Annotated in this window: 27 protein-coding genes; 15 read left to right on the plus strand and 12 right to left on the minus strand. The window is 68.2% G+C overall.

Annotation, left to right across the window (positions count from 1 at the left end):
* Positions 1-286 precede the first annotated feature (286 nt).
* The gene (locus ACWCOM_RS12245; RefSeq protein WP_454549018.1) at positions 287-463 is read right to left on the minus strand and encodes a hypothetical protein; all 177 of its coding nucleotides are present in this window, start codon (positions 461-463) and stop codon (positions 287-289) included.
* 170 nt (positions 464-633) lie between these two features.
* Complete coding sequence (locus ACWCOM_RS12250) at positions 634-1,146, minus strand: ParA family protein (protein ID WP_454549019.1); 513 nt, start codon at positions 1,144-1,146, stop codon at positions 634-636.
* A 169-nt stretch (positions 1,147-1,315) separates the two neighbouring features.
* Here ACWCOM_RS12250 and ACWCOM_RS12255 point away from each other — a divergent pair, with 169 nt between their 5' ends.
* Together ACWCOM_RS12255 and ACWCOM_RS12260 are read left to right on the plus strand one after the other, a co-directional pair.
* Positions 1,316-1,951, plus strand: coding sequence for an AAA family ATPase (locus tag ACWCOM_RS12255; protein ID WP_112254792.1), 636 nt, complete (start codon positions 1,316-1,318; stop codon positions 1,949-1,951).
* Positions 1,945-2,244, plus strand: coding sequence for a hypothetical protein (locus ACWCOM_RS12260; protein WP_454549020.1), 300 nt, complete (start codon positions 1,945-1,947; stop codon positions 2,242-2,244). The genes ACWCOM_RS12255 and ACWCOM_RS12260 overlap by 7 nt, the downstream gene beginning before the upstream one ends.
* A 574-nt stretch (positions 2,245-2,818) precedes the next feature.
* Here ACWCOM_RS12260 and ACWCOM_RS12265 read toward each other — a convergent pair.
* Positions 2,819-3,412, minus strand: a complete 594-nt coding sequence (locus tag ACWCOM_RS12265; protein ID WP_454549071.1) for a DinB/UmuC family translesion DNA polymerase — start codon at positions 3,410-3,412, stop codon at positions 2,819-2,821.
* 234 nt (positions 3,413-3,646) lie between these two features.
* On the opposite strand from ACWCOM_RS12265, the gene ACWCOM_RS12270 reads away from it, so the two are divergent.
* From ACWCOM_RS12270 to ACWCOM_RS12280, 3 genes are all read left to right on the plus strand, one after another.
* On the plus strand, positions 3,647-3,973 hold the full coding sequence (locus ACWCOM_RS12270) for a type II toxin-antitoxin system Phd/YefM family antitoxin (protein ID WP_454549021.1): 327 nt from the start codon (positions 3,647-3,649) through the stop codon (positions 3,971-3,973).
* A 41-nt stretch (positions 3,974-4,014) separates the two neighbouring features.
* A complete protein-coding gene (locus tag ACWCOM_RS12275; RefSeq protein ID WP_454549022.1) occupies positions 4,015-4,545 on the plus strand; it encodes a hypothetical protein in 531 nt (176 codons plus the stop codon).
* A gap of 184 nt (positions 4,546-4,729) precedes the next feature.
* The gene (locus ACWCOM_RS12280; protein WP_454549023.1) at positions 4,730-4,927 is read left to right on the plus strand and encodes an antitoxin VbhA family protein; all 198 of its coding nucleotides are present in this window, start codon (positions 4,730-4,732) and stop codon (positions 4,925-4,927) included.
* Between the two features lie 509 nt (positions 4,928-5,436).
* Here the strand turns inward: ACWCOM_RS12280 and ACWCOM_RS12285 are convergent.
* The 8 genes from ACWCOM_RS12285 to ACWCOM_RS12320 all read right to left on the minus strand — a co-directional run bounded on the left by ACWCOM_RS12285 (position 5,437) and on the right by ACWCOM_RS12320 (position 11,575).
* Complete coding sequence (locus ACWCOM_RS12285) at positions 5,437-5,643, minus strand: antitoxin VbhA family protein (protein WP_454549024.1); 207 nt, start codon at positions 5,641-5,643, stop codon at positions 5,437-5,439.
* A gap of 466 nt (positions 5,644-6,109) precedes the next feature.
* Positions 6,110-6,484: a hypothetical protein gene (locus tag ACWCOM_RS12290; protein WP_454549025.1), complete on the minus strand. Its 375-nt coding sequence runs from the start codon at positions 6,482-6,484 to the stop codon at positions 6,110-6,112.
* Positions 6,485-6,642: 158 nt separating this feature from the next.
* Complete coding sequence (locus ACWCOM_RS12295; protein ID WP_454549026.1) at positions 6,643-6,972, minus strand: hypothetical protein; 330 nt, start codon at positions 6,970-6,972, stop codon at positions 6,643-6,645.
* A gap of 106 nt (positions 6,973-7,078) precedes the next feature.
* Positions 7,079-7,837 (minus strand): GAF and ANTAR domain-containing protein, encoded by a 759-nt coding sequence (locus ACWCOM_RS12300; protein WP_454549027.1) that lies wholly within the window; start codon positions 7,835-7,837, stop codon positions 7,079-7,081.
* Positions 7,838-8,520: 683 nt separating this feature from the next.
* Complete coding sequence (locus ACWCOM_RS12305) at positions 8,521-8,802, minus strand: hypothetical protein (protein WP_454549028.1); 282 nt, start codon at positions 8,800-8,802, stop codon at positions 8,521-8,523.
* A gap of 61 nt (positions 8,803-8,863) precedes the next feature.
* Positions 8,864-9,127: a hypothetical protein gene (locus ACWCOM_RS12310; protein WP_454549029.1), complete on the minus strand. Its 264-nt coding sequence runs from the start codon at positions 9,125-9,127 to the stop codon at positions 8,864-8,866.
* 396 nt (positions 9,128-9,523) lie between these two features.
* Positions 9,524-11,137, minus strand: coding sequence for a replication initiation protein (locus tag ACWCOM_RS12315; RefSeq protein WP_454549030.1), 1,614 nt, complete (start codon positions 11,135-11,137; stop codon positions 9,524-9,526).
* A gap of 165 nt (positions 11,138-11,302) precedes the next feature.
* Positions 11,303-11,575, minus strand: coding sequence for a hypothetical protein (locus tag ACWCOM_RS12320; RefSeq protein ID WP_454549031.1), 273 nt, complete (start codon positions 11,573-11,575; stop codon positions 11,303-11,305).
* A gap of 182 nt (positions 11,576-11,757) precedes the next feature.
* On the opposite strand from ACWCOM_RS12320, the gene ACWCOM_RS12325 reads away from it, so the two are divergent.
* From ACWCOM_RS12325 to ACWCOM_RS12340, 4 genes are read left to right on the plus strand one after another with little or no spacing between them, the layout of a single operon-like run.
* On the plus strand, positions 11,758-12,171 hold the full coding sequence (locus ACWCOM_RS12325; RefSeq protein WP_454549032.1) for a hypothetical protein: 414 nt from the start codon (positions 11,758-11,760) through the stop codon (positions 12,169-12,171).
* Positions 12,171-13,172: a hypothetical protein gene (locus tag ACWCOM_RS12330; protein ID WP_454549033.1), complete on the plus strand. Its 1,002-nt coding sequence runs from the start codon at positions 12,171-12,173 to the stop codon at positions 13,170-13,172. The genes ACWCOM_RS12325 and ACWCOM_RS12330 overlap by 1 nt, the downstream gene beginning before the upstream one ends.
* A complete protein-coding gene (locus ACWCOM_RS12335; protein ID WP_454549034.1) occupies positions 13,169-13,762 on the plus strand; it encodes a hypothetical protein in 594 nt (197 codons plus the stop codon). Before ACWCOM_RS12330 ends, ACWCOM_RS12335 begins: the two co-directional genes overlap by 4 nt.
* Before the next feature lie 11 nt (positions 13,763-13,773).
* Positions 13,774-14,196: a hypothetical protein gene (locus tag ACWCOM_RS12340; protein WP_454549035.1), complete on the plus strand. Its 423-nt coding sequence runs from the start codon at positions 13,774-13,776 to the stop codon at positions 14,194-14,196.
* Positions 14,197-14,296: 100 nt separating this feature from the next.
* Here ACWCOM_RS12340 and ACWCOM_RS12345 read toward each other — a convergent pair whose 3' ends face one another.
* Positions 14,297-14,644 (minus strand): ArsR/SmtB family transcription factor, encoded by a 348-nt coding sequence (locus ACWCOM_RS12345; RefSeq protein WP_454549036.1) that lies wholly within the window; start codon positions 14,642-14,644, stop codon positions 14,297-14,299.
* A 180-nt stretch (positions 14,645-14,824) separates the two neighbouring features.
* On the opposite strand from ACWCOM_RS12345, the gene ACWCOM_RS12350 reads away from it, so the two are divergent.
* The 6 genes from ACWCOM_RS12350 to ACWCOM_RS12375 are packed head-to-tail and all read left to right on the plus strand — an operon-like array spanning position 14,825 to position 20,445.
* Positions 14,825-15,946: a transglycosylase SLT domain-containing protein gene (locus ACWCOM_RS12350; protein WP_454549037.1), complete on the plus strand. Its 1,122-nt coding sequence runs from the start codon at positions 14,825-14,827 to the stop codon at positions 15,944-15,946.
* Positions 15,943-16,578 (plus strand): hypothetical protein, encoded by a 636-nt coding sequence (locus ACWCOM_RS12355; RefSeq protein WP_454549038.1) that lies wholly within the window; start codon positions 15,943-15,945, stop codon positions 16,576-16,578. The genes ACWCOM_RS12350 and ACWCOM_RS12355 overlap by 4 nt, the downstream gene beginning before the upstream one ends.
* Positions 16,575-18,140 (plus strand): hypothetical protein, encoded by a 1,566-nt coding sequence (locus ACWCOM_RS12360; protein ID WP_454549039.1) that lies wholly within the window; start codon positions 16,575-16,577, stop codon positions 18,138-18,140. Before ACWCOM_RS12355 ends, ACWCOM_RS12360 begins: the two co-directional genes overlap by 4 nt.
* Positions 18,140-19,555 (plus strand): AAA family ATPase, encoded by a 1,416-nt coding sequence (locus ACWCOM_RS12365; RefSeq protein WP_454549040.1) that lies wholly within the window; start codon positions 18,140-18,142, stop codon positions 19,553-19,555. Before ACWCOM_RS12360 ends, ACWCOM_RS12365 begins: the two co-directional genes overlap by 1 nt.
* A 2-nt stretch (positions 19,556-19,557) precedes the next feature.
* Positions 19,558-20,160, plus strand: coding sequence for a DUF6668 family protein (locus ACWCOM_RS12370; protein ID WP_454549041.1), 603 nt, complete (start codon positions 19,558-19,560; stop codon positions 20,158-20,160).
* A gap of 15 nt (positions 20,161-20,175) precedes the next feature.
* Entirely contained in the window at positions 20,176-20,445 is a 270-nt protein-coding gene (locus tag ACWCOM_RS12375) for a hypothetical protein (RefSeq protein WP_075872775.1), read from the plus strand.
* Positions 20,446-20,467: the final 22 nt, after the last annotated feature.

The raw sequence follows: 20,467 nt of genomic DNA on the forward strand, positions 1-20,467 counted from the left end.
GTTCCCGGCCACGGTGCCCCCGGGACGCCCCGCGTCCAACCTGGACAGCGCTGGTCGTTCCTTCGGCGCCCGACAACTGCCCTCGCTGGGGGTTGGCCCTGGCAGCTTTCGGACCGAGCGCGGGCACCCGGGTCGATCGAGGACCCACGGAACCACCCGCCCCATCCCGCCGCCTGTCCCCAGAAGAAGAGAACCCGGCCCACCCGCAACGGTGAGCCGGGTTCCTTCCTCGCCGACCATGGGAAAGCCGCCCGCAGCCACCCCCTCCCCTACCGGGGGCCGGGTACTACCGGTTGATCTGTTGAGCGTAGGCGCGCACGGCGTTCTCGATCACCGCCCGGGCGGTGCCGTCGTGCTCGGTGAGCTCCTCGATCAGATCCGAGACGTCTTGGGCCACCCGCACCCCGAGCTGGATCGTGGGTTCCCGGCGCGGCCGGCCACGGCCCCGCTTAGGCACGGCCACCGGGGGCTCCGCCGCCGGTGCCGCTTGCACCGGCGGGGACGACGCCACCGGTGTCGTGGGCTGGGGTGGGGTAGCGCGTGGGGGTGTGTAGTCGACCGGGTCGATGTGCTCATCCGGGGCCGGGCGCGGCCGGCGGCGGGCCAGTGAGGCGGGACGCTCGGGCTGCTCGGTCATCGCAGCACCTTCTTCGCGATCGCGGTGTAAGCATCCAGCACGCGGGCGCTTTTGCGGTACTGGCCGTACCACTCCCCCGATATCCGTACCTCCTGGACGATGGCCCGGTCCGGGATCAACGGCTCCAGGAACAACCCCGTGGCGCGCAGCTCCTCGAGGCTGGCCACCGCCGCCCGGCTCATGATCGTCTCTTTCACCCCGCCGACGACGATGCCGGCTTCGGTGAGGGTGTCCGGGGCACCCAGTTGCTGGCGGTGCCGGTGGAACTGGGCGACCGTGCGCCTCGCACCGTCCACCCCGTCGATGCCGTCGCTGGTGGCGGTGGCGGCGTAGACCACGGTGTCCGCCGCGTTCAACGCCGACAGCGTCAACGGCCCACCCTGCCGGTTCGGGCAGTCAATGACCACCACATCCGCCGACAGGCCGGTCAGGGAAATCTTCAACCGCAGCTCTGCGTGATCGGCCCGGTCGGCCTCCCGGTTGGAGACATTGCGAGTCGAGGGAACCACCCGGACGTTCGGGTGTCACCCGCGGGGCACCGCGAGGCTCTATGCAACCGAAGGGCGAATAGCCCGACCGTGACCCCAGCTTGGTACCACACCTGTACCACACCATCCTGATCTGATTTAGTACCACACTGGTACTGGTACGGCACTACATTGGTGTTACGGTGGTGCCATGATCATTGTTTTTGGGCATCAGAAGGGCGGAACGGGCAAGTCGACTCTCACCGTCAACATGGCCGTTGAGCTGCAACGACAGGGGAAGGACGTGCTGCTAGTCGACGCTGACCCGACGATCCGCACGACCTCGAACTTCACGACTGACCGAGAGGAAGCCGGGCTACCCTCGCTGCAGTCCGTGCAGAAGTCGGGATCACTGCACAAGTTCCTGGAGGAGTTCCGACCCAAGTTCGATCACATCCTGGTCGACGTCCCCGGTAAGGACTCCAAGGAGATGCGCACAGCGCTGACTGCTGCGGACATGTTGATCAGCCCCACGCGAGCCACCCAGGCCGACCTTGACGCCGTGGCCGGCCTCCTGGAGACGGTCGAAGGGGCCCAAGACTTCAACGAGGACCTCAAGTCGATGCTGGTCCTGAACTTTGTCTCCTCCAACGTGTTCACCAAGGAACGAGAGGAAGCGCAGTCGTACCTCGAGGACTTCCCTCGAGTACGCCTTGCTCAGACCGTGTTGCATCAGCGCAAGGCTTTCGCCGACTGCCTGGCCGATGGCAAGGGAGTCGTAGAGATGCGCGATGCCAAGGCCAAGGCCGAGATCCAACTGCTGACCCAGGAGGTCTTCTCATGGTGAGGAAACGTGGGCCCATTGCCTCCAATCGAGAGGAAGAGATTGAGCGGTTTGCAGCGGCAGCCGAACGACCGGGTTCAGACACCCCCGATCAGGGTCCGCCCCTGAAGCCGTGGAAGAGGCGGGCGCGGAACGGAGCCAAGGCGAAGGGGTACAACTTCCGCTTCAACAACACCCAGCATGCCTTGCTCAATTACGCCGCCGAAGCTGAGGATACTTCCCAGCAAAAGTTGATCGAAGAGCTCGTATGGCCCGTGCTTGAGGAGCGCTACGGTCAGAACGTGCCGCTCAAGTAGTGCCCTACACCACATCAGTGTGGTACTGGTACTACAGGAGTACCGTATAAGTACCAGCATGGTGCCGTGCCGGTAGTCGTCGGCACGGCACCTTCATGCTCAGGCGCTGCCGTGGACACTTCCCAACAGAAGTCGAGTAAACAGCTCGTCAGGTCCGTGCCTGAAAAGCGCTACGGCCACATAAAACTACTCACGTCCAACTTAGAGTACCACACTAGTGCGGTGTTGGTACCACTTTAGTACCACTATGGTGTTGTGCCCGATGCTGTTGGTGCGGCACCATCATGTCTAGATTTCGCCGTAGGGCGGCTCTGCAGGCACCACTATCGTCCCCAATCAAGTGAGTTCCGCTACGTGGCAGCACCTGTAGATATGAGGGGGAAATCCCCCGTCTTGGCAGGGCGAAGGAACCGTCATTGGAGTTTGGTACCACAGTGGTACCAAACCTGAGTGGTACCACTGTGGTACATGATGAATGTCGTGAGCGTCCGGGGCACTTCAGAAAATCGACCGCGCCAAAAAGTACGTGGGGATGCCGCGCATCAACGCAGTGTCGGAGGTGGTGAGATGCCGATTAGCTGACGGTGCGCATTTCGTTCCAGTCGGTGGTGTATCTGGGGGAGAGGTCGGCTTGGTGGTTGGCCCAGGGGGCGGGGGAGTGGACGCCGAGTCGGCCCTGGGCGAGGGTGCCGGCGCAGAAGCGGCGGTTGACTGCGTCGACGAGCTCTCCGATCTGGGCGGGCTGCTCGAGGATCCCGGTCAGCACGGGCACCGACCCCTCAGGAGCCAGGCCTGTGCAGAGAATGCCGGCGCGCATGTGCTGCATCCCGTGCATGGGCTTGGGCACCAAGGCCGCGCGGGCCGCGGCCACTAGGGGAGTGGGTTCGCCGGTGGGCACGGCCAGGCGCACGTGCGCGGAGACGCTGTGCTCGGGTCCGGGCCGGTGCGGTGAGGTGCTGGCGAACACCATGAATTGCCCAGTGACCTCGCCTTCCTTCCGGAGCCGGCGGGAGGCGTGTTGGGCGAACTCGGCCACCGCCGCACCAACGACCTCCGGATCCCAGATCTGGTCCGGGAACGACCGGGAGACCAGGATCTGCTGCTGGAGGACCACCTCGTCCTCCACCGGGATGGCGGGGAAGCCGTTGTGCTCCAGGACGGTGCGCATCTGCACCACGGAGAATTTGTGGCGGATGGCCACCGGGTCGGCATCATGTAGGTCGGCGACGGCCTCGAGCTTCAAACCACCGGTTACTGGCAAGCGAACTCTGCGCTAGTCCCCGTACTCGTCCGGGGCCTGGCACCAGTGCACGGCGCCATACGCGGGCGGGATCTTCCCGGCGGCCTGGCCGGCGATCTTCGCCAGTCCCCTGAACTGTACAGAAAACTGTATACTTTGGGCATGTCTCTTCTGGATCTTTCCCATCCCATCTCGGTCACCGAGGCCTCCCAGCGCGGCGTGGCCGGTCTAATCAAGGACGCCGAGGCCGGAGAGGAGGTCGTGGTCTCCCGCCACGGCAAGACCGTGGCCGCCGTGGTGAGCGCCCGCCAGCTGGAGCAGCTGCGTACCTTGGAGGGGGATCTGCGTGATGCGGCCCTGGTCATCGTGCGTGCTGCCACCGACAGTGGAGTGCGCGGTTCCCTGGATGAGGCCCTGACCGCCTTCGGCCTGGACCGGGTCCAGCTGGAGGCGGAACTGGAGGCCGATCTGGCCGCCGGCAGGCCGTGAGCGCTCCCGGGGCCTCCACCGCGGATGCTCCACGGGCGGTAGTGCGGCTCACCGAAGACGCCATCGCCGACCTGCACCGGTTGCACCGCAAGGACCCCCAGATCGTGCGCTGGGCTTTCAAGAAGATGCTCCTGCTGGAACGCTCCGTCGAGGCCGGCGAGCCACTGCTGGGGGACCTGATCGGCTTCCGCAAACTGGTGGTCGGGGACCGGGACTGGCGCATCGTGTGGCGAGCCACCACCGACACCGTCGGAGCCACCGTGATCGATGTCGCCGAGGTCTGGGCCGCCGGCGCCCGATCCGATGATGAGGTCTACCAGGAGATGACCGCCCGTGTCGCCGCCCTGGGCACCTCGCCTCAGGCCACCGCTCTCACCGCGGTACTGGAGTCCATGGGCCGTCTCTTCGCCGACCTGGAGGCCACCCCGGAACCGGCCCCGGTGGAGCCCGTCCCGGAGTGGCTTGCCCGCCGCCTCATCACCCAGGTCGGTTTGAGCGCCCCCGAGGTCGCCGCGATGACCCCCGAAGACGCCATGGCGCGGCTCGAGGCGTACTGGTCCACCCAGCGCTGAGCCCCCCGGTGTGTCCCAGCGCGATTGAGGGCTGGAGCATCGACCGGGTCGGGACAGGGGTGGGGGCCGGCCGGGCAGCACCCCGGCATCCTGGTGGATCGACGAACCAGGACAAAGATGGCGGAGGGGATGGGAAACTGTTTTGTACACGGCACCGCCCGGCACACCGATCAGGGGAGGTTCCATGACCTACCAGCACCTTCTGCCGCTGGCCCTTGAGCTCGACCGAGCCCAGCAGGTGGCCGTCGTGGTGCACAGCGCGGCCATGGAGGGACGTCACCTCACCACAGCGACCCGGGCGGAGCTGGAGCGTTTCGCCGCCGGAGATCTCCAGCTCCAGGAGCTGGTGCGGCGCACCCGCGCCCGCTACGGCCTGGCGTGAAGCTCCCGGCCTGCACCGTGATCCGTGTCTGGACGCGCACACCGGGGCCCTGACCCTCTGATCGGCGCCTGAGGGTCAGGATGCACACGGCATCGACCGGCGGATTCAACGGTGCCCGAGGTCAGTAGTGAGACGGCATCGACACCAGAGTGATCTGCGGTGCCGCAGACGGGGGCCCCGCCATGGACATCAGCGGGGCCCCCGTGCGTCCGCGAAGCGGCCAGGCCGGGACGCACACCGAGGGGACCTGCCTGCCGGTGGATTGTCGTTCACGTCCAGCAGGTTCCAGGCCACGCATCGACGTCGTCAGGGTAGGCGCCGGAACTGGGTCTTACCTAGACACAGCACCGCAGCAGACAACCACCTACTCAACTGACAGTGCGCGATTCCGCCCAGTCGGTGGTGTAGCTGGGGGAGAGCATCAGGGTAACCCTCGGTGGACACTGCGCCCCGAACGGCAGCGCGCTGCACAGGACCGGGTGTCCCAGGGGTGTGCTCAGGGTGGTGGGTCACGGGTGTTCGCGGCGTTGTTGGGAGCGTCGGGTGAGTTCGTCGAGGTCGATGTCACCGGCTACGTACCGGTCGGTGTCCGCCATGGCCGCCGGGCTGGGGGCGAGGCCTTCCAGCACCGCGTGATGCCAGCTCATCTCCGCGGCCAACACGTGCTGGAGCTGGTCTCGGGCCTTGAGGGCCTCGGGCTCCGATGCTTCGCACATCCAGCTGCCGTCCTCCCCGGCGTCCTGGTCACGGGATGAGACACCTCCACCTGCACCAGAAGGACACTGGGCCTCGGCGAAAGGCCTCTGACCCGCAAGGCCCGGGACCCCTCCCCGGTCTGTCCTTTACCCGGAGGGCCGACGCTGCGGTCGCGATGACCTCCCGTACCAGGTGCCTGGTCTCAAAAAGGGGGGGGTGGGCCCTGCCCAGCCGAAAGGGGGCGGCAGGGCCCACCCGATGCCCGCACGCGAAAGGTATCGGAACATCCTCGATCAGCATCTACTCCCCGTGGCCGGCAGGAACGCCTCGGTCTGCGGGAGGGGAACTGGCCGTTGCCGATCGATGCCCCCAGGGTAGAACACGTTTGCGTTCGTGCACGTTGTGTGACGGTGATGATTCAGGCGGACCGGGGAGGTCGCTGCTGCGGCCACCCTCCAGTTCCCGGTGCTGGAGGTGGAGGCAACGTCAGTGGACGAGGTAGGCGGGAAAGCGCGCTGAGCGCTTGGCCTCACCCTCGCCCCGGACGACTTGGTAGCTGACGGCGGTGAGGTGGGGGAAGCCCAGGCCCAGAAGTTTCCCGATGCGGGCTCTCACCTCGGCCGCTGACAACTGGGGGCCGCCGAGGTTGGTGATGGGAAATTCTGCGTGCTGGAGAATTCCGCGATAGTCCGGCCCGGTGGTGAGGGTCCAGTACCCGGAGCCCGCGGGGTAGCCGTCCAAGAAGTCCAGGGGCACCCACAGGGCCAGCCCACGGTCCTCCACGCTCAGCCGGTCCTCGACATCGGGCAGGCCGCCGCCAGGCAGCACCCCGACGGGCCATTGGTAGGCAGGGTCGGTCATGGGGAGAGTCCTCGTGTGCTGGGGCAGGATCAGATGTGCGGTGCGGGGCCGGCCCGGGCGCACCTGCACCCGGAAATGCCTTTATCAGTAGGCTTACTCTAGGGGGAGTGCTCTTTTACCCACCGCTCCTGGCCTCACCGGCAGTGCTCGATGGTGTTTCAGCCGCCGGTGGGGGAGCTCCCGGACTCAGTCCCCGGCGGGGACCCCGGGTCGGGGTCGCGGCGGTGACCGAACAGGAGCTCCGTGGAGTAGGGGGCCCTGGGTGGGGGCAGCTGGTCGATGAGGTGGTTGGCGGCATGTGCCAGCAGGTCCCGGTGGAACGGGTCCAGGTGCAGGCAGTGGTGCAGATAAGCCTCGATCTCCAGTTCGCTGAGGTTGCCGCCCAACCGGAAGGCTTGCAGCCACAGCCCGTGGATCTCGATCCCGGCCCGGTGCAGGGCCGCTCCCAGTAATCGGGCCTGTTCCCTGCCGGCGGCCTGATCGTCCATGCCGTTGCCTCGTCTTCCCGTGCCCGCAAGCAGTCCGGTGCTGTGCCCGGTGCTGTGCCCGGTGGTGGTTCTGCTCTCGGTGCAGGAACCCCCGCGGTCTCGGCGCTCAGGGGCTGGGGCCGGTGGGGCCGGGGTGGGTGGGATTGCGCCCGGTGGGGTCCTCGGCGGTGTCCAGGAGTTCGCGGGCCAGTTCGGGGGCGGGTCGGGACTGGGCGGCGGCGGTTTCCAGCAGCCATCGGCGGGCGTCCTGGGCGCCGAGGTGGTGCTGGGCCATGAGCATCCCGGTGGCCATGTCCGTGGCCTGGCGCTCCCCCAGGGCCGCTTGCAGGGCCGCGCTGAGGCGGTGCGGGGCCTGCGGGCCCTGGCCGGCCCCCAGCAGGGTGGCTGCGGCGCCGGCCAGCAGCCCCACCATCCGCTCATCGGTGGCGCTGAAGGCGCCGGCGGTGGTGGCGTAGATCTTCAGCGCCCCCATGGTCTCTCCGCGGAAGATCAGCGGGGTGCTCAGCACCGAGGCCACCCCCAGTTTCGCGGCCGCTGCGGACCAGCGCGGCCAGTGGGTGTCGATGGCGGTGTCGTCGATGCGCTGGGCGGCCCCGGTGGCCCAGGCCGACAGGCAGGGGCCTTCCCCGAGCTCGTACTGGGCCGCGTCGGCGGCCTCGACCACCGCGTCGGTGGCCGCGGTGGTGATCTTCGTGTCTTCGGCCTCCAGCAAGGACACCCCGGCTCCGACCGCGGTGTCGATGAGGTCCCGGGCGACCTGGGCCAGTTGCTGCACGGCATCGGTGGCATCGTGTTGGGACAGCAGCATGCCCTGGACCCGGGCGAAGACCGTCGTCAACTCGGCCACAGTGGATTCCGGTTCCATGGTGGTGCTCCACACCCTCGGACGTCCGCCCCCAGCCAGCTCCGGACCCGAGACGTAGCAGGGGCGCCGGGGCCGAGGTCGGCTGTGTTCGTCCAGTTTACGCCTGCCGCCTCCATCTGACCCCGCCCCAGGGAGGCGCCCTCCTTTGCCTCACGCCCGCCCCTCGAGGGCCCCCACTGACCGACCACCTCAGCCTGGCCGGCGGCGATCTGAGCGGCCCACCGCTGTCGGAACGGCCACCGGGGGTGAAGCACGGGAAAGGACGCCAGTACGGCACCCCCGCCGGTCGTGGAGGCAGCGATGCGGGCCGCATAGCGTTCGACCGCCGCGCGAGCTGCTGCGCGGCGCTGGACGGCGACACGCTGGTGCTGCGACCGGCGGGGGTGCCGTCCGGGCGGCCAGCCAGGATCCGGGGTTCTCGATGCCCTCCACGATCAGCAAGCCGTAGCGGGTACACAGCGGGAGGAACGGGGGCTCCGATACGCCCTGGGGTGCTCACCCCGCCAACGGACCCCAGGGGGAATCGCCCCCTGCACCGGGCATGGGCACCAGGGCGGCAGGGGAGGGGGAAGCCAGGAGTCCCTTTCCCGACAACACCCCCGGCAGGGCAGCGACCACCCCCACCCATGCCGGGGGGGGGGGGGGGAGCCTGCAGTGTCGGTATGGCGGGTGGGGCCAGGGCCTCACTCCACCAGGGGTGGGAAGGCCCAGGTGCAGGGAACACCGGCCCCGGGCACCAGTTGATTGGTGACCTGGGCCAGGCAGTCACGGTCCGGGGCACCCAGGTGCATCGCGTGATGGAGGAACGCATCGACCTCCCAGCGCCCGATCCCACCCCCGAGCCGACGGTAAGCCCACCACAGGTCATAGGCGCTCCAGCCCGCGCCGGTGATCGCAGCCCGGATCATCCGTGCTTGGGCCCGGGCGATCACCCGATCATCCACCACACACCCCTCATCGCTCACCCCCGGTGCAGCCCACCCTGCGCCGCAGGCCACGGGCGGGGGAGGACCGCTGGGAGGGTGGTCATCGCTGATCCCGGCGGCGCCGTGTGTCTCGTGCGCGGCGACGGGCCACCACGGCACTGATGACCAGGGCCAACAGCCCACCACCAGCCACCGCGATCACGGCGATCTCACCGCGGCTGACCACCTTGTCCTGGCGGACACCGGTTTCGCTGGCGGGGTCCCGGGGGATCATCGTGGCCCCGCCCCCGGCCGACACGCCCTCCGTGGGGAGGCTGAGTCTGGCGGGCATGTTCTCCGCCAGCCGGCTGGGGGAGCGGCTCACCAGCTCCTCGGGGTGCTCTGTCGTCTGCGGGGCACCAGCCCGTCGCGGCACCCGAACACTGACGGTCGTTCCCGTCGCAGCGGCCCGTTCCTGCCCGCCCGTGCTGGCAGGAACGGCCGGGCCGGCCAGCACGGCCGTGATCAGGCCACAGGTCACTACTGAACCGAGTACCGCCATAAAGGGAGGCTCCTGACCGGATTGTGATGAGCGCCACAGCAACCCCACACAGTATAAAGACCCCCCGCCACCCCCTCACAGGCAGTGCCGCCCCCGCTGTCCCCACCCGCCGATGTCCTCTGAATACCGAACCAGACCACCTAACGGCCAGGGAGTGCCGCAATGCTTGGGGGCTTCGTGCTCCCCAAGCATTGCGGCACTCCCCCCGTACACGCCCGGTCAGTGGACGATGTAACCGGGAAACCGTGCGGACCAGCGGCTCTCCCCGGCAACTCGAGTGACCTCGTAGGTCACGGCCCTCAGATGGGGGACGCGTAACCCGTGGAGCTCGCCGAGGCGGGCACCGACTTGGGTGACGTGCAACTCCCGGCCACCCAGGGCCGTGCCGTGGAACGGCCCATCCTTGACCGTCTCCCAGTAAGCGGAGGCGGTGGTGAAAGACCAGTACCCGGAGCCGAGGGGGTAGTCCTCCAAGAAATCCAGGGGCACCCAGAGCGCGAGGCCGCGGTCCTCGGGGCGGAGGCGGTCTCGGAAGTCGGGGTCAGGTTCGCCCGGCGGGGCACCTGTAGGCCACTGGTAGGCGGGTCCACTCATCACGGGGGCGTCCTCATCAGCTGCTGGGACGGGGGGTTCCCCCAGAGTAGGAGAGGGGACCTGCGAAACCCTGGGGGCGGAGCCAATACCTGTTGCTTGGAGAACTTCACTCTTTACCTCGGGATGGTAGATGGGCGCGTTTTTCAGCCAGGCCATCACCGTGCGGGCGGTGCGCCCCACGGCCTCGGCGATGGCCCGGTAGGTCGCCCCCGCCGCCCGCAGCCGCACCGCCTGAGCCCGCAACTGCCCCGCCCGGTCAGTGCGCGCCTGGCGAGCCTTCCCGGCGTTGTCCGCCGCCGCCCGCGCCTTGGCCTCGGTCCTCGCTTTCCCGCCGCGTCGTCCCATCCGGGACAGGTACTCGTGTGCTGCATCTGAGCCGCTGGTGGAGGTGGGGCGTCCCTTGCCAGCGTTGACCTGACGGACGGCCGAGCGCGCCAGGCAGGCAACCTCCCCATCGGGCAGCGGGTGGGGCAGCTGGGCGTTGAGCGCCCTCGCGTGGGCGATCGAGGCGGCCTCGCTGGGGGTCTGGTGGCGGCTCTGCCGCTGGTCCCACAGCCACCGGCGGGTGGCGCGGAAGATCGCGGTGTTGCGCCCCACCTCCGTAGCGGTGTCCGTGACAGATGCTCGCGGGATGCCGGTGCGTCCCAGCAGGGGCGTGCCGGGGTCCCAGGCTGGTGCTGCGGGGCCGTCGATGGTCTCGTCGTGGAACGGGTCGGTGTACTCGGCCATGTGCGCCTTGAGACCCCCCAACGACCAGGGGGTCGTTCTGCGGCCCCACCACACCCGCCCGGCCGGCAACGCAGCGGCCGGGTTGCGCACCAGATACCGGGTGAAGCACGGGTCCCCGTCCACCAGCCGGTCCAGGGCCCGCTGCACCGCCTCCGCGTAGCGGATCGGACCCGGCCGAGCGCCCTCGCCCCGGTAGACCGGCTCGATCGCCCACCCTGCCTGGGCATGACCGGTGTCCGGGTTCTCGATGATCCAGGTCGGCTCGGGCACGGCCGGGTGCATCAGGTTCAACAACGCGACCTCGTCATCGACGTCCACGACGAGGAAGTTCAGCCAGTCGGCCGGGTTGATCTGGAGAAACGCGAACTCCCCAGCAGGCCGCCCACGGTTTGGAAACGCCTGCGCCTTGGTCTGACCGCACCGGAAATACTCAATCCGGTGGTGCGCCAAGAACCGGCGGGCCGGGGTCTCGGGGCAAAAAAGGGCAACATCGAGTAGGGCGGGGTCCATTTGCGGACGCGCCTCAGGTACACTAGGAGACACAACAGTCCCCTGGTATTGGGTTCATGACAGGTTCCGATTCAGTTAGCTGTTGAAACGGCTGTCTAGGTCGCCAAACTTGCGACAGCCGGATGACTTCGACGGCCCGCCCTGCCAAGGCGGGCCGTCAGTCGTTTAAGCGGAATTAGCCAGCGGTAGGCGCGGCTCCTCCCTGTTGTCGAGCTTGTTAGGCCGTCCTGCATCGCGGTCGATCAAGGCACCGATGTACTCGGCCATGCTGAGTCCCGTTCGATGAGACGCTTCGACGGCCGCGCGATGCTGCTCAGGGGACACACGTGTGGACAGTGCCACTTTGTGTCCTTGCAGCTTCGGTTGCTGGTACTCGGTCATGAGGCCATCGTTGCACACCGCAACCGCAACCGGTAGCGGTTTGAGCTGTGTCTCCATGATTTCCTTACCCCCGTGTTTCTAGAACTTGACGTAGTAAAGACGCAGTGAAGGCTCCTACCTGGGTGTGCCGCATCAACCATACAGCTTCTGAACATGTTCAAAATTAACATGTTCAAACTCCAGGTAACCTGGAGGGCATGTCTTGGCTAGGGGGAACTGTTTCCCGTTCCGACTCCGATGTGCTGGCTGAGCTGCCGGACCATCTCACCTGGGAGGGTCTTCATCTAGAGGTACAGCGTCGGCACGGCAAGCCCATCCACATCGAGCCGGCGCCGGCGTGGTTGGGTCAGGACGTCACGGGGTTGTGGTTGGAGATGGCTGAGCGGTCCTGGATTTTCCATGCTGCTGGTGAGAGCGAGCTGCTGCGCCGGCACGTGATCCTGCACGAGTACGGACACATTCTCCTCATGCACGGTGGCTGCGAACTGACGCTGGGGAACGCCTTCGCCCACATCGGGGGCTCCCGGCGGATCAAGACCCTTCTCGGGCGTTCCTCGACCTGGACGGCCCAGGAGATCGCGGCGGAGAACGCCGCCACGAGGTTGGCCGCCCGGCTGACCCAGCAGGTGGATCCTCTGCTCGAGGCCTTCTGATGAGCCTCGGAGCGGTGTTGAGTCTGCTCAAGGCCGTGGCGTGCCTCTTCGCTGCCGTGGCAGTGGTCGTTCGTCTGCCACGAGTGGCGCGGCGGCGCCGAGTGGACTTCGTGTGGGTGGGCACGGCGTTGGCAGCGTTGGCCTTCTCGGCCAACGGGGTCATGGTTCCCGAACGGACCGTGGATGCCTTGTTGGGCGGGGAGAACATCTTCCACCTGGTGCGTAACCTGCTCGCACTCAGCGCCGTATGGTGCCTGCGGGCGGCCCTCGTCCAATCCCTGCAGCGCAAGCAGTGGAGCCGGGCGCGGACATTGCGGGAGGCCACCATAGGTAGCGCCTTGCTGCTGGGGCTGACGGCAGCGTTCTTCTCGATCGACCGGGGCCCGACCTCGACAGCGTTCATCCCGGACCACCTTGCCCAGGGCGGCACCCTGGTCTACACGCTGCTCATCATGGTGATGGGAGCCTGGAACGCCGCCGATGTTGCCCGTGTCGCCTTCCGGGAACTCACCCTGCGCCAGCCCGGGCACGGCCGCCTGCTGTGGCCGGGGCTACTCGGCCTGGGCGTGGGAGGTTCTCTGCTCGTGCTCGGCTGCACGCTCGAGGCCGGCTACGCAGTCCTGGGATATTCAGGCACGTGGGATGCTGTAGCTGTGGCCATGCGGGCCTCGTTCGGTCCGGTCTTCCTGCCCGGGGCCGTGCTGGTGTGCTTGGCCGTGGCGTGGCTGGGTCTCTACGCCCAAGGCCGGCGCCTGAAGATGGGTCTGCGCTTGGACATCTTGAGGATCGCCCCGGTGTGGACCCAACTCGGCGCGAACCGGTGGAGCCCTGGTGGGCGCCCTCCCGGCTGGTGCAGCGCTCTGTCGGCTGATCCCCAGAAGGTTCTCTACAGCGCCCTCATTGCCGTCGAAGACGCCCTGCGGGCAGAGAACGTGGGCCTGTCAGAAAAGCAACGGTGTGCTCTTCAGGCCGCCGAGAGGAGATTTGAACTCACATCATGAGTACCTCGATCGTCGTCCCCCGCTGGGAGAGAACCGCCACGGAGGTCTTCCAGCCTCCGGTGTTGCTGGCGGCACTGCTTATCGCGCTGCCCTGGGGGGCGAACCCAACGGCGGCCTCGCTGTGGTGGGGAATCAGCGCGGCCCTGATCGTGTGCGGAGTTCCGCTGGCCGTGGTCCTCATGCTGGTGCGCCGAGGGATCCTCACCGACCACCATGTGAGCGTGAAGGAACACCGCCGCCCGGTGATGGCCGGAGTACTCGCGCTGGTCCTCAGCTACCTCACGGCGGCGATCCTGCTGCAGGGACCGATCGAGATCGTGGCGCTGCTCGTGGCCACGTTCCTGGCCGGGCTGGTGATCGCTGTGGTGAGTCCGTGGTGGAAGATCTCCGGGCACGGCATGATGATGGGCGGAACTATTGTTGCCCTGACAACATCTTGGGGTGTGGTCGGGCTGCTGTTCGTTCCGGTGGGCCTGGCGGTGTGCTGGAGCCGTATCCGGCTCCAGGATCACACCGGGCCGCAGGTGATCTCAGGCTTCATCTACGGGCTGGCTTTCCTGGGCAGTATCTACGCCTGGATCGTGACATGAGGAGCGGAAAAGTGGCAGACGAGGACCGCCGGCGCTCAGCCGAGATCTTGGCCGACAAGATCAACCTGCTGCTGGACACCCTGCGCACCGAAGCCGGCGAAACTTACGACTTCACCACGATCCAGCAAGGCCTCAAAGACCGCGGCGTGGCGATCTCCCGTACGAAATGGCACTACCTGAAAACAGCAGACGTCCGGGTGCGCCCCGACGAGAAACTGCTCCGGGCACTGGGGGAGGTGTTTGGCGTGGACCCCCGATACCTCGTTCAGGAGGACGGCCCGCTGCCGCAGCAGGTCGAGCAGGAGCTGGCCACGGTCCGGGCCCTTCGACGAGCCGAGGTCCGCAATTTTGCCGCCCGAGCCCTTGGGCAGATCGATCCCGAAGGCCTTCAGGCAATTCTCGAGGTCATCGAGAAGGACCAGCGCGAGCGGTAGAACGTGCCGTACAGCATTTGAGGCCTAGGCGGACTGCCCGTAGGATCTATGTTGAACATGTTCAACATAGTTTCGAAAGGGTGCTCGGCATGGGAAAACATCAATGGGGGTTGATGCGCGTCTCCGCATCCGCACCCCGGGCATCCGCCAGGACATACTGCGTGAGAGCCAACAGCAGCCTCTCGAGCCGGGCGTGGTTCGCGTAGTACAGCATCGGCCGACCACGGCTGTGCTGCGCCTCTGCCTTCACGGCATCCATAGCCTCTAGCTCGGCCAGCTGAGCACCGAGAGTCTGGGGCGGGAGCCCCGTTCGCGCCACCAGCTCCGCACGTAGCGCCGGCCCCTGCCTGAGGGCATTGATGATCGACAGCCGGACGGTGTTGCCGAACACCTTGGCGGCCTCGGCAACAAGATCAGGCTGACCTGCGGGGCGAACTACGGATGGCACGGAATTCATTGTGTCGCACCCACAAGACCTCCCACGCACCTGACATCGCACCCCAGGCCTGAGATCCATACCGCAACAGGCCGAACTTGTTTTGACTGCTTTACGCAGAAGAAACGTGCTACAACTCTTATAGCTGTATAAGACAGCCATAACGATTCACATCGGGACGGGAGGTGGCCCATGGAGGAAGACCAGTCCAAGGGCTCCTCCGGTCTGGTTTTCGCTGCTCTGGCACTGGTTGGGGTGGTGGCTGTCGGCGTGCCCGTGGCGGGTGTTGCCAGCCTCGCCCTGGTGTCGGACATGCAGGCATCGGCGGGCGGGTGCACCCCTGCCACGGTCGTCGCCGGCGAGGACTCCAAGGACGGCGTGATCAATGTCCCTAACGGTCGGGGACCGCTCGTGGAGGAGGCCGCCAAGACCGCTGGGCTGCCGGTGAGTGTGGCGGCCGCCCAGCTCAAACAGGAATCCAACTGGGACCCCCGCGCCGGTAGCTCCGCCGGGGCCCAGGGCATCGCCCAGTTCATGCCCGACACCTGGGCTCAGTACGGGGAGGGCGGGGACGTGACCGACCCCGAGGACGCCATCCCTGCCTATGGGCGCTACATGGCCGCGCTGCGCAATGAGGTAAAGCCCTTGGCCGGTGATGACGCTGACCAGTTGGTGCGCCTGACGCTGGCCGCCTATAACGCCGGTCCGGGCGCGGTGGCTCAGCACCAGGGTGTGCCGCCGTTCGCGGAGACCCAGCGCTACGTGGAGACGATCCTCGACGGGGGACAGGTCGAGTTCTCCGCCGGCTGTGAGGCCCCCACCGGAGGCAAGGCGTGGGACGGGGACCTCGGGGAGGGGGAGTGGACCACACCGCTACCCGGGGGGAAGTTCACCTCCGGCTACGGGCGGCGCAACGTGCCGGGGGTGCCCGAGTGGGCGCAGAACCACGTGGGCATGGACTTCGCCACCCCCGGTGCCGGCTCCCGTCCCGGGGGGCCGGTGATCGCCCCGACCGATCTGCGGATCACCGGGTTCAACGACACCGATGGATGCGTGATCGCCAAGGAGGACGGGGACGATCCCGATTTCGGGTTCGCCTTCTGCCACCTGAACTCCTGGGGCGTGAAGAAGGGTCAAAAGCTCAGCCGCGGCGACGTGATCGGTGTGGAGGGCAACCGGGGCCAGTTCGGCATGTCCACCCACCTGCACATCGAGATCTACCGGCCCGGGGCCCCTGACGTGGTTTTCCCTTATCAGGGCTTCAACATCGACCCCGAGCCAATCCTGCGCGAGAAAGGAGCGTGGCCGCAATGAGCCGCCGCCCCCACCTGATCACTGCCCTGGCCCTGTGCGCCCTGCCCCTGGCTGCCTGCTCTGCTGAGCCAACGCAGGAGACGTCCGCCTCCTCCAGTGCTGCGGCCCCGGCCAGCTCGGTCCCGGCCGACTGGCCGACATCGAGCAGCTTCCCCACCCCGGAGGTCCCTGGGGATGGGACGTTCCCGGCCGTTGAGGACGTGGACCGCACCGATGTGGACTCCACCGCCCGGGCGGCCGCGCTTTTGCTGCACTCTTGGGACACCGTGGTGGACCGCACGGAGACGGCCGCGGCGATCCGTGCCAAGCCGCTCATGTCCGATGAGTGGGCGGCCCAGCAGATCGAGCCTGAGCGGAACGCCTCCCAGGGGGCGTGGCTGGAGCCCGCCTCGCACGGGGCCTACAGCCGGGCCCAGGCGGTGCCGGCGATCGGGGACGTCACCCGCGACGTCGCTGAGGACAAGGCGGTCCGGGCGTACAAGGTGACCTGGCGGTGGGCCAGCCGCGATGGAGAACCGGCCGAGGGCACCGGCACCCGGCACGTGACGCTCTACCTGGAACGCCACTCCGGGGCCTGGCAGGTCGTGGGCCACCAGTCCCACGAGCTGCCCGCCGGGGAGGCCGCCTCGTGAGCCCGGCCGTGCACACCTGGCCGGTGATCACCCTGACCTTCGGCGCGGAGCAAATCGTGGCCGACGCCAACGGAGAGGTGCTGACCTACCCGGTGCTCGATGCCACCACCGCGCACGAGGTCGCCGCGGACGCGGCCACCGAGGCGTGCCGACGACTCGGGTTGAAGGCGTGCCGGGTGCAGGGTCACACCGAGGACGGGTCCATGTTTGAGATGGTCGTGGACGCCGAACTCGGCACCCTGGAGGAGTACGAACTCCCAGCGACCGCCCCTGCTCCCGGTCCGGGAAAGCGGCTGGCGGGCAGCACCACGGCCGGCCGCGCCTCCCGCGTCAAGGGCGGGAACCAGCGCCGGGCCCTGGCGATCTGGGGCAGCGTCGGGGTCCTGGCCCTCACCGCCGGCGCCTCAGTGGCGATGAACCTCACCGAGGGCGACGGGGAACCGGTCGCGGTGGTGCACACCCCGCCCCCAGCCCAGCTGCCGGTGCCGGCCCCGGCCGGATGGGACACCTACGGCGCCTGGGCCACACCCATGTCCGGGTCCCAGGTGCAAGCGGTCCTGGACTGGGAGGGCCGCCCCGTGAGTGTGGACGGGGCCAAGCTCATCGGCCACGACCCCGACACCGGGGTGGAGCAGTGGAGCCGTGCTACTCCGTTCACCGTGACGCAGCTGGCGGTGTTCACCGTGGACGGGCAGACCCGCCTGGCGGCCGCCACGGGCAAAGAGCTGGTGCTGTTCACCCCGGACTCACCCGAGCCGATCCGGGTCCAGGTCCCGCAGGAGGCCACCGTGGTCCTGGACGGCGGCACCGTGCCCCGCCTGGACCTGCCCAATCAGAAGTCCCTGCTGGTTGGTGCGGACGGGTCCACCGCCACCCGGGTGGTGCCCGCGGCTGCCAAACCCCTAGAAGCCCAAGGGGCAGACCTGATCGCCGCCGATGCCAAGGCGGGGAAGGTGTGGCGGGTCGGCACCGACTCGGCGGCCCTGCCCAAGCCCGCAACCCTGCCGGCCCCGGCCAAGGGCGCGCAACTCACCGGCATCCTCGGCAGCGTCGAGGGCCGGGTAGTGGCCGCGTGGAAGGACGGGAAGCAGACCGTCGTCGGGTTCTATGACGTCGATGAGTCCACCGTGGCGACGGCGGTGAAGCAGGTCGCGGTGCGCGAACTCGACGGGAACCAGATCACCACCTCCACCGTGCAGACCGATCGGTTGCACGGGTTGCTGCTGGCCTCGACAGTGCTGGTCGATGTGGACGCCACCACCGCCCACCGCCTCGATGGCCAGGTCACGCTGGCGGCCGGCTACGCCTGGGTCACCGATGACGGGGAGCAGGCCCAGGTCACCCGTGACGGGGCGATCGAGGCGACCACCAGAGCTGACCAGGCGGCGGTGCCCGACGTCATCACCGACAACGGGATGGCGCTGACTCGGGTGGATGGGTCCACCGATGGCTCCCTCTACGCCCTGGTCGAGACCGGCCCCACCCCCACAGCCAGCCCTTCGCCAACGGCCAGCACGTCACCGACTGAGAGCACTACCCCCACTGCCAAGGAGACCCCCTGATGAGAATGACCGCCACGATCGACTCCACCGGTGCCGTGCACCTGGACACTGATGGGGAGACGACCCAGGAGAACCACTCCACCGTGGGCGATGCCCGCCGCTCGGTCATGGCCACGGCAAAGGCCCTGGCGGAGCAGACCAGCCAGGACATGCAGCTGCACATCGAGGACCCCGCCGGGTCCCGCACCTTCCTGGTCGGCGCCGATGGCACCTCCCGGCAGGAGAGTGCGGCACCGGCCACCATGCAGGCCCCGGCTGAGTCGGTGGCCACGGCAGAGCGGGCGGCTGCCCCGGTCGAGTCCCCTGAGCCGGTTCCTGCGGTGGAGCCAGTGGAGTCGGCCGCTGTTGAGTCCCCGGACCCGGTGGCTGCTGCGGAGGAGGACCAGGTGGTGGCCCCGGTGGCGGCGACGTCCACGGCCCCGAATCCGTTCCTCAGTGGCCGTCCCTCCACGGCCCGCCCGGCGGCGGAGCCTGAGACGGTTGGCAGCCGGCGGGAGTCGCTGCCGTCGTTCGTGGACCGCCCCGAGGTGGACGCCCCGGCCCAGCACGGGTGGCGTGGGGCGCTGAACTCGATGGGTCTGAGCCTGGCGCCCTCGGCGGCGGAGCTGAGCCAGCGGAAGGATGAGGCCGCGGTCTCGGCGCACTGGCCGGGCCCGCGCACGATCGCTGTCCTGAACCCTAAGGGCGGGGCCGGCAAGACGCCGACGGTCATCTGCCTGTCGGCCGTGTTCGCCCGGCTGTCCGGTGGTGGGGTGCTGGCCTGGGACAACAACAACTCCCTGGGCTCGCTGGGCTGGCGCACCTTCGACGCCGGGCACACCTCCACCGTGGTCGATCTGCTGGGGCGTACTGAGCACTTCATGGCCTCCGATGCCCGGGTGGGGGATTTGTCCGAGTACGTCCACCACCAGCCGGCGGATCGCTATGACGTGCTGCGCTCCGATGACCGTTCCGGGGACCAGGAGCGGCACATGGTCACCGGGGACGAGGTGGACCGGCTGCACGCGGTGGCCGCGAAGTACTACCGGGCGATCGTGATGGATTCGGGCAACACCGAACGCGGAGCGAACTGGCAGGCGATGATCGGCCACGCCGATCAGGTCGTGATCCCGGTGAAGTCCGTTGATGACGCCGCCGAAGGAGCCTCCCGGGTGCTGGCCGCCCTGCACACCGGAGACACCCACGCCCAGGGCCTCGCGCGCAACGCGGTGGTGGTGGTGCTGTGCTGCGAGCCCGGCCACCAGAAGACCAAGGCCAAGGAACTCGCGGAGGAGTTCGCCCCCTACGCCCGGGCCGTGGTCACGATCCCCTATGACCGGGCGCTGGTGGAGGGGCGGGTGCGGTTCACCGCGATGACCCCGGCCACCCGCCGGGCCTGGCTGCGCGCCGGGGCAGCGGTGCGGGAGGGGCTGTGATCGTGGACGGCCCCCGCAACCCCTTCGTGGCCGCCCCCGAGGTGATCGAGGAGGAGGACCCGATGGAGGAGGACCCGATCCTCGGGTCCCGGGACTCCATCCGCGGCCCGCAGAACCTCCAGCAGACCTTGGCCCAGGAAGCGGTCCCTGAGGAGGAGGAAGCCGCCCCGGTGGAGGTCACCCCGGCCACGCTGTGGCTGGTCGGGGCTTCCGGTGGGGTGGGCACCTCCACCCTGGCCGGACTGTGCTCCGAGCAGGTCGTGGACGCCGGCGTGCAGGAACCGGAGTGGGCGGCCCGTGCCCTGCTGGTGTGCTCCACCAGCGCGACCTCCTTGGAGGCAGCCGCCCAGCTGGCCCGGGCCTCGGCCACCGGGCAGCTGCCCTATGAGCTGGTCGGGTTGGTCATCGTCCACGACCGGCCCAAGAACCGGATCACCAAGCCCACCCTGACCTACGCCCGCAGTGTGGCGCGCATGTTCCCGGTGGCCATGACCGTCCCCTATGAACCGTCGTGGCGCGAGGTCGGCGTCACCCCATCCCCTTCCAGCACCCGGTTGAAAACCGTGCTGCGGAAGATCCACAAAATCGCCCAGACCGGGCACTGAGAAAGGAACCCCCCAATGTTCGTCAACACCCTCAACGCCCTGATGATCCCGGCCATCAACGCCACCCCCACCCAGCCCCCGGGCATGGAGAACGTGACCATGATCCTCGGCTGGATTCTCTGGGCCGCCGGGCTGGTGCTGTTCGTCTACTTCATCTTCGGGCTCGTCACCGCCGGGCGGAACCGCCGCCGCGGGGACGAGGTCGAGGCCCCCGTGTGGCCGCTGGTCGCGGCCGCCCTGCTCGGAGCGGCCGGGGCGATCTGGAACATGATCACCGGCGGCTGAGCCGGCCCCCGATCCCCAACCA

This window comes from Kocuria sp. KH4, from assembly GCF_053711175.1.

Coding starts and splice junctions, on each gene's coding strand:
- ACWCOM_RS12255 (WP_112254792.1), top strand. CDS start 1,316: ATGATCATTGTTTTTGGGCATCAGAAGGGCGGAACGGGCAAGTCGACT.
- ACWCOM_RS12260 (WP_454549020.1), top strand. CDS start 1,945: ATGGTGAGGAAACGTGGGCCCATTGCCTCCAATCGAGAGGAAGAGATT.
- ACWCOM_RS12265 (WP_454549071.1), bottom strand. CDS start 3,412: ATGCGCACCGTCCTGGAGCACAACGGCTTCCCCGCCATCCCGGTGGAG.
- ACWCOM_RS12270 (WP_454549021.1), top strand. CDS start 3,647: ATGTCTCTTCTGGATCTTTCCCATCCCATCTCGGTCACCGAGGCCTCC.
- ACWCOM_RS12280 (WP_454549023.1), top strand. CDS start 4,730: ATGACCTACCAGCACCTTCTGCCGCTGGCCCTTGAGCTCGACCGAGCC.
- ACWCOM_RS12285 (WP_454549024.1), bottom strand. CDS start 5,643: ATGTGCGAAGCATCGGAGCCCGAGGCCCTCAAGGCCCGAGACCAGCTC.
- ACWCOM_RS12290 (WP_454549025.1), bottom strand. CDS start 6,484: ATGACCGACCCTGCCTACCAATGGCCCGTCGGGGTGCTGCCTGGCGGC.
- ACWCOM_RS12295 (WP_454549026.1), bottom strand. CDS start 6,972: ATGGACGATCAGGCCGCCGGCAGGGAACAGGCCCGATTACTGGGAGCG.
- ACWCOM_RS12300 (WP_454549027.1), bottom strand. CDS start 7,837: ATGGAACCGGAATCCACTGTGGCCGAGTTGACGACGGTCTTCGCCCGG.
- ACWCOM_RS12315 (WP_454549030.1), bottom strand. CDS start 11,137: ATGGACCCCGCCCTACTCGATGTTGCCCTTTTTTGCCCCGAGACCCCG.
- ACWCOM_RS12320 (WP_454549031.1), bottom strand. CDS start 11,575: ATGGAGACACAGCTCAAACCGCTACCGGTTGCGGTTGCGGTGTGCAAC.
- ACWCOM_RS12330 (WP_454549033.1), top strand. CDS start 12,171: ATGAGCCTCGGAGCGGTGTTGAGTCTGCTCAAGGCCGTGGCGTGCCTC.
- ACWCOM_RS12335 (WP_454549034.1), top strand. CDS start 13,169: ATGAGTACCTCGATCGTCGTCCCCCGCTGGGAGAGAACCGCCACGGAG.
- ACWCOM_RS12350 (WP_454549037.1), top strand. CDS start 14,825: ATGGAGGAAGACCAGTCCAAGGGCTCCTCCGGTCTGGTTTTCGCTGCT.
- ACWCOM_RS12355 (WP_454549038.1), top strand. CDS start 15,943: ATGAGCCGCCGCCCCCACCTGATCACTGCCCTGGCCCTGTGCGCCCTG.
- ACWCOM_RS12365 (WP_454549040.1), top strand. CDS start 18,140: ATGAGAATGACCGCCACGATCGACTCCACCGGTGCCGTGCACCTGGAC.
- ACWCOM_RS12375 (WP_075872775.1), top strand. CDS start 20,176: ATGTTCGTCAACACCCTCAACGCCCTGATGATCCCGGCCATCAACGCC.